Here is a 14,418-nt window from a genome sequence, read left to right on the forward strand (position 1 = left end):
CAAGTGTCGACATATATCAGCACAAGTGTCGACGGTTATCGACACTTTTATTCCCCCGGAGTTTGACTTATCTTAAAAAGGGTTCTCACTTTTTGTCCTTTTACCCATGACCGGCACACTCACTACTCATCACTCATCTCTACGGATTGTCAATCGTTAATTTCTGTGGAGTGGGAGGGGTAAGAATAATCTTTTTTTTGCGTCGGAAGAAATCGGAAAGATAGGTAAAGTCTTTCTTGAACATAATGCCCACGCCCTGGGTTGTCAGGGATTGTCTTAGGTAATGATACATATCATTGGCATGGTTATAGGCTTTCAGGCGGATTTCGCCGCTGGGCGTTAATTTGTATTCCAGGTCGAACTCTCCGATGAACACATTCTTTTCCAGTGCCTGGCTGTTGCGGTAGCCGAAGTTTCCGTTGAATATCAGTCGGTTGTCTAATAACTGGCTGGAGAGCAACATCTCAACCTCCGTATCATCTTTTGTCCAATCCTGGGCCGTACGGATATTGGTTCCTATCTGTACTTTGTCGGTAAAAGTGTTCATCAGGTTTGTCAATTGGGTGGATATAGCGGACGAGGCGACTGCGTTCAGGTCGTTTGTACGGTAGGTATTCGTGGAGTATTCGGGCGTATAAAATTTGTTCAGGACCAAGAGGTAGACAATCTGCAAACTCATCACATCTTCCGTGTCAATGAAGCTTCTCACCTGGCGTTCCAATTCTTCGTTCGAGTTGGGTAGTTCGATGTCAAAAGAGATGGTTGGGTTGCGCAACATACCATCGAGTTTGAGTATGCAGTTCACTGGTACGTTGGTCCGGTCCGACTCTTTGGCGATGACTTCATCCAGATCCGACAGGTTGGCTGTCAGGCTGTAGATGGCATCTACATTCATCTGGGCGTTGTAAGGGTCGCCTTGAAAATTAATCGTGCTTCCATCCCGTATCTTGAAATCTTTATGAATGATCTGTTGCAAGCTGAAGTTATAGGCCCCTTCTACAATGTTTACTCCGCCATACATCCTGTAGTCTGTTTTTGTACCGTATTGAACTTGTAAACTGCCACTGGCTTTTCCTTTGATCTTGTCTCCTGCGGAGGGGTCCATGATTAGTTCTATTGTTGCGTCCGGTGTGACGTCGACAAGAAAATTCATCCGGATCTCGGCACCGCTGTCGGCGGGCAGGAGATGCCTTGTCTTGAGGGAGTCGGTCGACAAAGAATCGGTATGTGCACTTAATTGGCTTTTGTCTATAAAGGTAATAAAGTCATATTCGGAGGAGGCCGAGCTGGTCATAAAGTTAAAACCTACGGAAGTTTTCGGACCACTCCTTACGTTCATGTCAAAGTCGATGACATTCTCATTGCCGACGATTGATCCGGTACCACTGCCGAATACTGTTCCATATATCATCGGGCTGTTCTTTTCCGACTGGTCATATACCAACAGGTTCGTGGCTTGAATGTCAGCCCGGAAATCGTAATCATGAAAGTAGGTATGGTTGAATGCCAGGCTTACCTTTCCTTTGTTTCCGAATTTGTCATAGACGGAGACATCTGTCAGTCGGATAGTGGCCGGCTCCAGGTAGACGGAATCGGAGAAGGTATAATAGGTGTTGAGGAAATCGATGCCCAGTCCTCCGTCTTCCACATAAGCATTTCCTTCTGCTGTTAACTCTTTAAATGGGCCGTACAGGTGTACATGTCCGAATCCCCGTCCCCGAATGTCTTTCGCTACATTGTTAAGGAAAGGATGTAAAAAGGAGATATCGATATCGTTGGCATCGAAATGCAAAGAAAGGCCTTCATTGGGTTTCACCGGAAAGATATGTCCATTCACATCTGTCCAGGTGCTATCGTTTTTATAAATGGAACCTACCAAGAGGATGCCCCGTTGTTCGTCGTCCCATTCACTGTACAAGCTTAACCTGCCTAAGTCTACCTGGTTGAAGGAGAAGTCCTGCACAACAAATTCTTCCGTATTCATGATGCGGCTGTGGTATAAATCATTGAGGACAAAAGTACCAGTCGCTTCTCCACCAAACTGTAAGACCGGGATAGCGAGGGTTTCAAAGATATAACTCAGCTCTATCTGTTGCATATCGAGAATGAGCGTATCCTGTACTTCGGGAGAGATGGCTCCGTCAATATGTAAGTATTGTTCATCATGGGCGACAATGAAATTGTCAATGTCTATTTTCCCTTTTTGAATGGTGATGGAGGCTGGTTCTACGTTCCATAGAGAGTCGTTGATGACGACAGGGCTTTGGTGGATGGATATCTCTGTCCGCAGTGTCGGTTTCTTGCCTTCTGTTTTCTCTTCGATAAACAAGGCAGAGGCAGATAGATCGGCTTTGAACTCTTGCTCCTTATTATTGGCCCATTGGATAAAAGTATTGAGCTGGTCTTGGCCGGCATCTGCTTTCAGGTTAAAGCGGTTTCGTAATCCTTTGTCGTTATAAAGCACGGCGGCAAGCTCCAGATTGACTTTCTCTTTGGGGTTTTCTATAGAGATATATCCGGATTCCAAAGCCGACTGTCCGACTTTGAACTGAGGAAGCCAGGCCTGTAGCCTGAATTTATCGTAGCGGTTGTTGTAATGTCCCGTGATACGTGCTTGGTTGATAATCGTAAAGGGCAGTTTCAACGTATTAGAAAGCGACTCCGTATTTTCTATGGCAAAGAGCACGGAGAAGTTATTCTCTTTGGTTGGCTTCTTCTTTTGGGTTGTTTTAATCAGGGAAGGAAGATAAGCTTCAAAGGTATTGACCATACTTGGCAGAATGGTTTCGAAGGAATAGGCACCGGCAACTTCTCCGTTCAGTATATCGGAAGTGATTGTCAAGCGACGGTCTGTATGATGTCCCGAAGCGGCTATTTCCAGTTTGTTCAGGAAAAACGCATTGGGCAGCGTTTGAAACGAAAGACTGTCTAAGTGTATACTCCCTGCCAGGTTATCGATATTATCTCCGGTGAAATCGGCTTTGAGAGAGAAAGAGATGTCGGGGGATTCGTATGTATCTGTCAGGTTGAGCCTATCCGGGCGAAGGTGCTGCACATCGGCTGTAAAGTTAAAGACTGAATTGGCTCCTTCGTGTTTGAACATTCCTTCCATTTGCAGTTTCCCGTTCGGGTCGTCCATCTGTATGATGCCGTCAAACCCACTCTTCTGCACATTGCCTGCTAACAGGATATTCTCATATTTATATCCTTTGAAATCGATCTCGTCGATATTCCCCTTAATGTTTCCAGAGAAATCTCCTTTTACCGGGCGGATAGCATCTAAGGTCAACGAGAAGCGGGCATTGCCAAAGAGGGTATCTTGAGGAAATAATTCGTTGATGCGTAAGTTGGAGGTGGAGACATGGCCTTTGAGGTAGGCGTCGATATTCTTTTCTTTGTTCCTTCCGAATATCATATCGGTCTGTATATTACCGATAGAAGAAGAGAGTTCACCGAAGGCCACCAGGTTGTCAAAGAATCCGGAAATCTCTCCACTAAAGTTGATTGTACCCAAATGAGCAAGCTGTTCCGGCAGCTTGCGTGTTTGTTCATTGAAGTTATTAATCAGATTTTCCAGTCCTTCGGAGGTGATAAACATACGATTTACCTGTCCGAATATATAGGTCTCACCAGGCTGTGTGATGCCTTTGAGTTCCATTCGCCCGTTAAACTGCATCTGGTTTTTTTGTTGTACCGTTAATCTTTTCAGATGAATGCTGTTGATATATCCGGAGGCTTCGGCGGAGAGTTCAACTGTTTCAGTAAAATGGCTAAACGCCGGAATGAAAGGTGCGAGGTCTTTTAATCCGATTTGCGAAGGAGCGATAGATAATTCCACGGCAGCATCATTGAGGAAACTTGTGAGTCCCTCAACCTTTGACAGGTTCATAGTGGCTCGGTCTATTTTCAGCTTAGTCTGAGGCAGTTGTATTTCAAAATGATCGATAGATGCACTGTCTCTGCTTCCGACAATGTTCATGGACAGTTTCTCCAGAGTAAAACCGGAGGCTTCGTCGAAGCTTAGTTTTTTGATATGGGCATTCAGGCTGTCTTTGTTGAATGCTTTGAGAGAGATGTTGGCATTCAGGTTATCAATATGGATATGTTTGGCGTTGAATTTGCCCGGGCTCGTTCGTTCGCTCGTCACATTATACCGGAGTTCGCCTTTTCTCAGGAGGATAGAGTTGAACCGCAGGTCGAGGTTGGGCGTTTTTTTGTCCAATGTGTCTTTCTGGGAGAAGGCATCTATCAGGAATTGCAGGTTTAGGTCGGCTTTCGGATTTTCCTTTTTCAGGTTCAAGGAAAAACCAAATAGCCGGACAGTCGAGAAAACCAACTTGCCTTTCAGAAAAGGTATGAACTCAAAGCCGGCGGAGATATGGCTGGCTTCCAATAAAGGCTCTCCGGTGGGATCGTCCAGGTGTACGCCTTCAAGGACCAGGCGGTTGAACCATTTGAGCCCGATATGTTCTATTTGAACGGGTACACCCAGGTATTCGGATAATTCATCGGTAGTGATCTGCGTCATTTTATGCTGAACATACGGGATATTCACCAAAATAGCAGGCAAGGCATAAACTATCCAAAATACAGTAAGCAGAGTAATGATTATGTATTTGAGTCCTCTAATGGCTTTCGAATTTTATATACAAAACTACAACATTATCGCAATAGATTTCGTTAATTTGCAGAAAAAAAGGAGAATATATGCATATTACGATATTAGGGATAGAGTCTTCCTGTGATGATACATCCGCATCTGTTATCCGGGATGGGGTGATGTTGTCGAATGTGATCGCCGGACAGGCTGTGCATGAGGCTTACGGAGGGGTCGTGCCCGAGTTGGCCTCACGGGCGCACCAGCAGAATATCATCCCTGTTGTAGCGGAAGCCATCAAACAGGCGGGGATAGATAAGTCGGAATTGACAGCCGTAGCATTCACCCGCGGACCGGGGTTGATGGGTTCTCTTTTGGTGGGCACTTCTTTTGCTAAAGGATTGGCCCTTTCCCTGGATATACCTATGATCGATGTGAATCATTTGCAGGCACATGTATTGGCACATTTTATCAAAGAAAGCCCGGATGATACTACGCATCCTTCTTTCCCTTTCCTTTGCCTGCTTGTTTCGGGTGGAAACTCTCAGATCATAAAAGTGAAGAGCTACAATGAGATGGAAGTCATCGGGCAGACCATCGATGATGCAGCCGGGGAGGCTTTCGACAAATGTGCCAAGGTGATGGGATTGGGATATCCCGGTGGTCCGGTCGTAAACCGGCTGGCCAATGAAGGGGATCCGACAGCCTTTACCTTCAGCAAACCCCAAGTAGCAGGTTATGATTATAGTTTTAGCGGATTAAAGACTTCTTTTTTATATACGTTGAGAGATCGTTTGAAAGAAGATCCGGATTTTATAGAGAAGAACCAAAAAGATCTTTGTGCCTCTTTGCAGGCTACGGTGGTAGATATCCTGATGCATAAACTGCGTAAGGCGGCAAAAGACCTAGGCATCAAAGAGGTCGCGGTAGCAGGTGGTGTCTCGGCAAACTCCGGCTTGCGGGATGCTTTCCAGGATCATGCCAGACGATATGGTTGGAAGGTGTATATACCGAAGTTTGCCTTTACTACCGATAATGCGGCGATGGTTGCTATCACAGGTTATTATAAATACCTGGATAAGGATTTTTGTCCGATAGATGCTGTTCCCTTTTCACGTGTTGTTATTTGAAAAATATGAACAATTCGAACACTTCCGGTGCACCGCTTCCTTCCCTGGAGGAACAAATAGGGCAGCTCTTACTGGCCAAGGGATATATGTTAGGCACAGCTGAGAGTTGCACGGGCGGGCGTATCGCAAGTATGATCACTTCGCTTCCGGGCAGCTCCCGTTATTTTGCCGGGGGTATAGTCTCCTACAGTAATGCGGTCAAAAGCCATGTCCTGGGTGTTTCTATCCGGGATTTGGACCGATTCGGTGCCGTGAGTCATCCGGTTGTCGAACAGATGGTGTCGGGCGCCCTATCGGTGTTGGGCTGCGATTGTGCAGTAGCTACTTCGGGCATTGCCGGTCCGGGTGGAGGAACACCCGGAAAGCCGGTAGGCACCGTTTACATTGCCGCCGCTACCCCTGACAAGGTAAAGGTTCTATCTTGTCATTTTGAGGGAGACCGGGCAGAAGTCATCCGGCAATCTGCCGAGAAAGCCCTCACACTGTTGGGCGACTTGCTCTCTTCAAACAGTTGATATCACTCTTCGTTTATCAATTCAATCTTCGCGCTCCTTACGCCGGGTGCAGACGCTTCAAATAGAATAACTCCCGGTTTCTCGGAGGTTTGCACAATCGCAGTCAGTTCTCCTTTGAACAGAGACATTTGCGGCAGATGGAAAAGCTCCAGGTTTGTCGGATCCCCATTGGCAGCCGCCCGGAAAGAGCCTGCTCCGCGTACCTGGAATTTTATTTTGTGTGCCGCATCCGGGCAGAGGTTTCCTTGTTTATCCACGACCCGCACATGGATAAAAGAAAGGTCTTTGCCGTCAGCCTGTAAGCGGGTACGATCCGCTGTCAACTCAATATGGTGCGGCTTGCCGGCTGTATGAATTTCTTCTTCTGCTACGGCATTACCCTCTTTGTCGTAGGCTACTACTTTTAACGTGCCCGGTTCATAGACTGTTTCCATCCACATCAGGCGATACCGCTTTTGTCGTTCCAGGGAAGCCAGTGCTTCTTTGCTGCCGCTGGCATCTAATTGAACAGACAAATCCTTGGTACGTTTTCCCTGGCTTTTCCCATTGATAAACAATTCGGCTGTCGGCCAGTTGGTATAAACGAAGACGGGTGTAGTCTCTCCCTCACGTCCCGGCCAGGTCCAATGCGGTAGTATATGCAATGTGCGTTCGGTTTTATTCCAATGGCTGCGATACAGGTAATACCGATCTTTGGGTATACCCGCCAGGTCGATAATGCCAAAGAGGGAGCTGTGGCTGGGCCAGTCGGTATAATAAGGTGTCGGTTCTCCCAGGTAGTCAAAGCCTGTCCACACAAATTCCCCGATACAGTAAGGTAGGTCTTCCTGGTGGATAAAATCATCCTCGGGCAGGTTAGACCAACTGCAATGTTCCAGGTCGTATCCGCTGCTTTGGTGGTCGTCGTATTTGACCATAGCTTTTCTTTCGATAGGGAATTTGTATACACCTCTTGAACTCACTGTAGAAACCGTTTCGCTTCCCAAAAGTATCTGTTGAGGCAGTTTTTTATATGCTTCCTGGTATACAGGCAGGCGGTAGTTGAAGCCGACAACATCCATGGTGGCAGCGAAGTTGTTGTTTATGACCGTTTGTCCCTGATCCAGTCCGTTTGTTACCGGACGGGTAGGGTCTTCCCGGTGGCATATATCCTGTAGGTAACGGGCCAGTTTATTTCCTCCTTCGGTATATTGGTCGGGTACTTCATTGCCGATACACCACATCACCACACTGGGATTGTTACGGAAATGATGGAGCAAATGGACCATGTCTTTTTCAGCCCATTCGTCAAAGAAAAGGTTATATCCGTTTTTACATTTGGGCGTTTTCCATTCATCAAAACTCTCTACCATCACCATCATCCCCATCTCGTCGCAAGCTCTGACAAGCTCGGGTGCCGGCATATTATGCGAGGTACGGATGGCATTACAACCCATTTCTTTGAGGATACGGATCTGGCGCCGGATAGCCGCCTCGTTGACTGCCGCACCCAAAGGACCCAGGTCATGGTGGTTACATACCCCTTTAAACATTATTTTTTCTCCATTGAGGAAGAAGCCTTTATCCGGTACAATCTCGATGGAACGAATGCCAAAGGTAGTACTGTATTCATCTTTCAATGTCTCTCCATCGTACAAACGTGAAACCGCCTTGTACAACTCGGGATAACGAGGCGACCACAGGCGTGGCGTCTGAATGATGGCTTCCTGCGAGAAACAGTCCGCATCGAAAGAGGATAACTGGGAGCGTGTTTCAAGAATACGTGTCCCGTTGGGATTCCATATCTCGGTTACGAGGCTGTATTGCGCGGCCTCGGTATTGTCCGGACGATGGATTTTTGTTTTAAGGTTCACCCGTGCAAACGCCGTATTCACCTGCGGGGTGGTGATCTGTGTGCCCCAGACGGGAATATGCGCCTCTTCCGTAAGGATCAGATGCACATGGCGATAGAGTCCGGCTCCCGGATACCAACGGGAGGACTCCGGCAGATTCTCTAAACGTACAGCCAAGAGATTTTCTTTTCCCGGTTTGACATAGGCTGTGATGTCAAAATGAAAGGCATTGTAGCCATAAGGCCAATATCCTACTTTCTGTCCGTTCACATAGACATTGGCCTGGCTCATCGCTCCGTCAAAGAGAAGGCTTACCCGCTTGCCAGCAGTAAACTCTGATAAGTCTAAAGTCGTGCGATACCAGCCGACACCGACAAAAGGCAGTCCGCCCGTGCGTCCGGCATGTGCCTGGGCTTGGGTTTGTCCGTCTTGTTGGATGGCCACTTCCTGCAAATCATTATAAGGACTGAAAGGACCATAGATCGCCCAGTCGTGGGGAACCGTTACCGATTCCCAGTCCTTGTCATTGTAAGTAGCAAGAGTAAATTCCGGTTGATCCTCCCGGGTGAATTTCCAGTTTTTCTCTAAAGAAAACACCTGGCGGACTTGTGCAAAAGAAAATAAAGGACACAATGCGAATAGGATTGTGAGTAGATAAAGAACCGTTTTTTTCATATTTTTCTATTTTAGACAAAGAGATTATACGACAGAATCAACAAAAATAATTAAATTGCATGATAATGAAATGTTTTGGCCGAACAATTTACCTGTTTGTTTGTTTCTGTATATAAGCTGAAAATGTTTATGTTTGCCTATATAGACAAGTCATTTATTTGTCAGGATAGCGTCGTAAGTCTTTAGTTTTAATGCCATAGTTTGTTTATAATGAAGTGTGTGAACCTGATTCTATATAAGGGGTATTCTCTGTTTATTGCTTTAATGACCCTGTTCCCTTTCGCTCTGTCTGCCAATGAATCGGTGGATGGTGCCCCGTCCTCCGATTATATATTGATGCTTAACCCGGATGCAGAAACCTGCGCCTGGGGGCATATGCTTATTCCTCCTTTAAGTGAAGAGTTGAGTCGCAGGCATCCCGACCTGGAGGTGCGGGTAGAATATATGTATGGCCTGGGCATGACGACGGAAGAAGAAATAACGGCATTCAAAAAGAAGCTGTTTACCCAATATGCCAAGGCACCGGCTTACCTGATGCTCTTCGAATCTGATATGTATGGCTTTTTAGAGAAAGACATAGATGCCTATTGGGGACAGGACATACCTACGTTGGTATTAGCCCGGCAGGAATATACAGGCCCGGCTCATTATTACCTGGAACGCAAAGCCATACCGGAAAAAGAACGCATCTCTTTCGCCTCCCTTACTGCTACCCGTAAAAACCTGCATGTTGTATTAAATCCTTTTGATATTCAAGGAACGCTTGCTCTTATGAAAGAAATGCTTCCGCAGATGAATAAATTGGTGTTTGTGGCGGATGCCCGTTATATAAGTGCCCAAAACCAAGAGGATATACAGGAAATAGTGAAAAAGAACTACCCGGAATGGGAGATGGAAACGCTGTTGCCGGATAATCTGACGACCGACGCCTTGATCCGTAAATTCCGCCAAGCCCACCCTAAGGATGGTTTTCTCTATTTTACCTGGTTCAATAATGATTTAACAGGAGACAAAGATCTTTACCTGCAAACCAATGCGTACCGTATATTCAGTTTGTATGTGAATTCTCCCATCTTTACGATAAATGATGTCGGCCTGAAAGAGAGTGGTATGCTGGGAGGCAGTTATACACGTGCGGAACAGGTGATGGAGACCACTTTGCAGGCCATGGAAAAGATTATTAACGGGGAACAAACCCCTGGGATCATTCATACCCCCGAACCGATTCCGACCTTCAACTACCTGGCGATGTTAAACCATCATATTCCCTTGGCTGTCATCCCTTCGAATACCTATCTGTACAACCGTCCCCTGAGTTTTCTGGAAAGAAATAAGAAGCTTATCCTGGGCTTGGCTATCATCCTGTTCCTGAGCATTCTTTTTACTCGCCTTATTTTGCTTTTTAAAACGCGTAAGATGCAGGACAAAGAACTTAAATTATTGGAGAAATATGGTGATTTGTTTAACAATATGCCCATTGGTTACCAACAAGAACAATTAGTATTCGATGAAGCAGGGGAGCCTGTCGATTACATCGTTACTGATATTAATCCCAGCTTTGAAGAACAATGGGTGCCTCGCGAACAAATCGTGGGCAAAAGAGGCAGCGAGACCTATCCGGAGATACTTCCCGATCTGGTGGAGATTTATAAAACCTTATTGAAAGATAAGAATGAAAAGGGTAACTTCTCTTATTATAATAAAGATTCGGACCGCTATTTCAGTGTGATTATTTCCGCCTCCAGCACCCCCGGTTGCATGGATGTCTTTTTCGCTGATACGACGGAATTATATAAAACGCAACGTCTTCTGCAAACGGTAAACAATAAACTCTCCATGTCTCTGGATATTGCCAATATCACTCCCTGGAAATGGGATCTGCAGACGCAAATGATTTTGTGTGATGTGAATGACCGTCTTCAAGCGATCGCTGGAGAAATAAAAGAAGAAAAACACATACTGATGCCGCAGGAAGACTACCTGTCTCGCATTCATGAAGAGGATAAAAAGCTTGTGGCAGAACGATACAAAGACCTGATAACCGGTAAGGTCGATGTCGTGAAGAATGAATATAGGATTGCTACTGTGAGCGAGGGGCAGCCGACGTGGGACTGGGTAGAGGTGCATGCCACGGTGGAGAAAAAAGATGAAAAAGGCCGTCCGCTTTCCCTGGTCGGTTCTTCACTCAATATTACCGACAGGAAAAATATCGAACAGGAACTGCGCGATGCCAAACACAAAGCCGAAGAATCAAACCGACTGAAATCGGCTTTCCTGGCCAATATGAGTCATGAGATCCGTACCCCGTTGAATGCCATTGTTGGCTTCTCCAATATCCTGATTTCGACAGAGGACGAGAATGAAAAACAGGAGTATATCCGTATCATAGAGAAGAATAACACCCTTTTGTTGCAATTGGTCAGTGACATTTTAGACCTTTCCAAGATGGAAGCCGGCACGATGGAATATCAGTATACGGATGTGGATATAAATGCGTTGTTGAATGAACAGTTGGAGGCGATCCGCGACAGGGCGGCTTCCGGCGTGAAGGTGGTGTTCGACAACTGGCTTCCGGACTGTTCTATACATACGGAGAAGACCCGCTTGAATCAGGTGTTTTCCAATCTTTTATCCAATGCGGTTAAGTTTACCTCGCAAGGAAGCATTCGTTTCGGTTATAAACAGGAAAAGGAAGGCGAGTTGTATTTTTATGTCTCTGATACGGGCAGTGGTATCTCGCCGGAGCAATTGGAAAAAGTCTTTGGCCGTTTTGTGCAACTGAATCCTTTCTCTCAAGGAACAGGATTGGGCTTATCGCTTTGCAAAGTCATTGTGCAGCAATTGGGAGGCGAGATCGGTGCCGAATCGAAAGAAGGCGAAGGAACCACCTTCTGGTTCACCCTGCCTTGTCAAACTTGTATATAATACTTCTTTTTTTACGGATAATTCCCTTGTTTCACGGGGATAAATAAAATTGCCGACGTATGTCAGCACAATTGCCGATATATATCGGCACAAGTGTCGACAATTATCAGCACAAGTGTCGACGACTATCGACACTTTTATTTCTCCGCATCTTGAGATACACCAAACACTGTTTTTCCTTCCACTTACAGAGATATTCTGTAGGGTTTGTCTGTTTGTGTTTTTTTACCGGGCGGTGATATGGAAACAACCTTGTTTGCGTTCGTGTTTGATATAACACCGGTCAGCCTTGCGTAGGTCGCGCAATACCATGGCTAGTACCATTTTAAGTTGGTCTTCTTGGATATGCAAGGTGTCTTTTTCGTCTATCTTGGTGTAACGAACCCAGGAAATATCGAAGGTCGTACCATAGAGATGTGCCGAATGGGTGGTAGAGTTGACATTCCGTTTCTTCAGATTGTGGATGTCGTCTGCCGTACGGGTGACGCTTGTTACTTTTATTTTATAGAGGGAGGCATTGTGGTTGTAGAGTGAATCCTGGAAGTTTTTGCCAATATCCTCTAAGAGGGTTGCAGCCTGTGGCACGAGGAAAGGGATGGAATGTTTTAATTCTTCTACTTCGTACAAGTCATTGGTTTTTATCTCCACCATCTTTTGAGAGGCTCGTTTGGCCTCTTCGCGGGAGGAGACCGGCCGGATTCCGATTGTTGTGGCAGCGCCTATATGCAGGTCGTTCAGGTCATTGAAATCCCGGTTGTAACTGCCCGTATACCAGATCCGTTTGAGTTCGCCTCGCTTTTCTTTGCATGAGGCAAAAGAAATCATAACCACTAATACGATACATATAACTTTGTTTGTGTGCGCTCTTCCCATCTCTTTTTTTCTATTCCGGTGACAAAAGTAAGAATTTAAATAAATGCTTCAAACAGCACGGCGTTCCTTGGTAGAATAATATTACTTTTGTAGGAACGAATAAACATGTATCCTTTGGGAATACCCGGGGAGGTCGCTTTAATCTTTCAATGTATGATATTAATTGCAGATAGTGGTTCTACGAAAACCCATTGGTGTCTGGCAGAACAAGGAGTTGGGATTCGACAGATAGTCACCGCCGGAGCCAATCCTTATTTCCAGACAATAGAAGAAATAATAGAAGAGTTGAGTGTTTCTCTTTTTCCTCAGATAAAAGAAGAACGGTTGGATGCGGTATACTTTTATGGAGCGGGATGTGCATTTCCGGAGAAGAATCAGATCCTTTCTCAGTTTCTTTCAGAGGCATTACATGCTCCGGTAGAGGTATATAGCGATTTGATGGGAGCAGCCCGGGCATTGTGTGGCAAGTATCCCGGTATTGCTTGTATCTTAGGGACAGGCTCGAACTCTTGTTTGTATGACGGTGTTGAGATCGTTGAACATACCCCTGCTTTGGGATTTATCCTGGGTGATGAAGGCAGTGGGGCTGTTTTGGGCAAACAGTTGGTCAGTGATTGTCTGAAAAAACAATTGCCGGAACATATCATTGAGAAGTTTATGGAGCAATATGGATTGACTACCGAAACGATCTTGGAGCGGGTATACCGTCAGCCTTTCCCGAATCGTTTCCTGGCGGTGCTTTCCGGCTTTTTGTTGGAGAATATAACCGAGCCCTCTTTGCATGCCCTTGTCTACAATGGCTTTAAGGCTTTTTTGCAGCGGAATGTAAAACCATACAAAGGATCCGATAAATACCCTATTCATTTCATCGGTTCTATTGCTCATTTTTACCAGGCTGTATTGCGGGAGGCCATTCTTTCGGAAGACATGCTTCCCGGTATCATCGTGCAATCTCCCATAGAGGGGCTGATCAATTATCATGTATAATCACGGAGGATGGAATATCAGAAAATAACAGAAAGTGCCTCTTTGTACGATAGACTGGAGGAGATGTCGGTGCAAGAACTTTTGCAGAATATCAACCGGGAGGATCAGAAAGTAGCCTTCGCCGTACAAAAAGAAATCCCCCAAATCGAACGTTTGGTAAAAGGCATTGTCGAACGCATGAAACAGGGCGGGCGGCTGTTTTATGTAGGGGCGGGGACAAGCGGTCGCTTGGGTGTTTTGGATGCCTCGGAAATACCTCCTACCTTCGGCGTTGCCAATACCTTTGTCATCGGATGTATTGCCGGTGGGGACAAAGCCTTGCGTAACCCGGTCGAATCCGCAGAAGACGATATGGAAAAGGCCTGGCAAGAACTTGAATCTTACCATATTAGTCCGAAGGACGTTGTGGTGGGTATTGCCGCTTCGGGTACGACCCCGTATGTGATAGGAGTGCTTCGGACAGCGCGCAAACAAGGCATCCTGACAGCATCTATTGCTTGCAATCCTTCTTCACCGATGGCCCGGGAAGCCGATATAGCGATTGAACCGGTCGTGGGACCGGAGTTTGTCACCGGGAGCACACGGATGAAAAGCGGCACCGCACAAAAGATGGTCTTAAATATGATCTCTACTGCAACGATGATACAATTGGGACGTGTCAAAGGAAACCGGATGGTGAATATGCAACTCACCAATCAGAAATTGATCGACCGGGGAGCCCGTATGTTGATGGAGGAGCTGCAGCTCGACTATGAGCAGGCCAGGCAGCTCTTATTGTTGCATGGATCGGTACAGGAAGCGATCGACTCTTTCCCGCGTCAATGGCGATTAAATCAGTAAACCCTATCCGAGAGCAATTAAGTTTTATTATCTTTGTCTCCCTG

General features: G+C 46.0%; 8 protein-coding genes. 5 read left to right on the forward strand and 3 right to left on the reverse strand.

Going from position 1 to position 14,418, the window contains the following annotated elements; all coding sequences use genetic code 11:
• Positions 1–139: 139 nt before the first annotated feature.
• Positions 140–4,570: a translocation/assembly module TamB domain-containing protein gene (locus D0T51_RS07450; RefSeq protein ID WP_163727366.1), complete on the reverse strand. Its 4,431-nt coding sequence runs from the start codon at positions 4,568–4,570 to the stop codon at positions 140–142.
• A gap of 137 nt (positions 4,571–4,707) precedes the next feature.
• Here D0T51_RS07450 and tsaD point away from each other — a divergent pair, with 137 nt between their 5' ends.
• Both tsaD and D0T51_RS07460 read left to right on the forward strand, forming a co-directional pair.
• On the forward strand, positions 4,708–5,727 hold the full coding sequence (tsaD, locus tag D0T51_RS07455; protein WP_163727368.1) for a tRNA (adenosine(37)-N6)-threonylcarbamoyltransferase complex transferase subunit TsaD: 1,020 nt from the start codon (positions 4,708–4,710) through the stop codon (positions 5,725–5,727).
• A gap of 5 nt (positions 5,728–5,732) precedes the next feature.
• A complete protein-coding gene (locus D0T51_RS07460; RefSeq protein WP_163727370.1) occupies positions 5,733–6,242 on the forward strand; it encodes a CinA family protein in 510 nt (169 codons plus the stop codon).
• Positions 6,243–6,244: 2 nt separating this feature from the next.
• Here the strand turns inward: D0T51_RS07460 and galB are convergent, their stop codons facing one another.
• Positions 6,245–8,749 carry a beta-galactosidase GalB gene (gene galB / locus D0T51_RS07465; protein ID WP_163727371.1) on the reverse strand — a complete coding sequence of 835 codons (2,505 nt, stop codon included), beginning with the start codon at positions 8,747–8,749 and terminating at the stop codon, positions 6,245–6,247.
• Positions 8,750–8,968: 219 nt separating this feature from the next.
• On the opposite strand from galB, the gene D0T51_RS07470 reads away from it, so the two are divergent.
• Positions 8,969–11,674 carry a PAS domain-containing hybrid sensor histidine kinase/response regulator gene (locus D0T51_RS07470; protein ID WP_163727374.1) on the forward strand — a complete coding sequence of 902 codons (2,706 nt, stop codon included), beginning with the start codon at positions 8,969–8,971 and terminating at the stop codon, positions 11,672–11,674.
• 225 nt (positions 11,675–11,899) lie between these two features.
• Here the strand turns inward: D0T51_RS07470 and D0T51_RS07475 are convergent, their stop codons facing one another.
• On the reverse strand, positions 11,900–12,547 hold the full coding sequence (locus tag D0T51_RS07475) for a DUF5715 family protein (protein WP_163727377.1): 648 nt from the start codon (positions 12,545–12,547) through the stop codon (positions 11,900–11,902).
• Between the two features lie 153 nt (positions 12,548–12,700).
• On the opposite strand from D0T51_RS07475, the gene D0T51_RS07480 reads away from it, so the two are divergent.
• Positions 12,701–13,534, forward strand: coding sequence for an ATPase (locus D0T51_RS07480; protein WP_163727380.1), 834 nt, complete (start codon positions 12,701–12,703; stop codon positions 13,532–13,534).
• A 9-nt stretch (positions 13,535–13,543) separates the two neighbouring features.
• The gene (gene murQ / locus D0T51_RS07485) at positions 13,544–14,374 is read left to right on the forward strand and encodes an N-acetylmuramic acid 6-phosphate etherase (protein ID WP_163727383.1); all 831 of its coding nucleotides are present in this window, start codon (positions 13,544–13,546) and stop codon (positions 14,372–14,374) included.
• Positions 14,375–14,418: the final 44 nt, after the last annotated feature.

The sequence above is a fragment of the Parabacteroides sp. 52 genome, assembly GCF_010500925.1.
Lineage (GTDB): Bacteria > Bacteroidota > Bacteroidia > Bacteroidales > Tannerellaceae > QVMG01.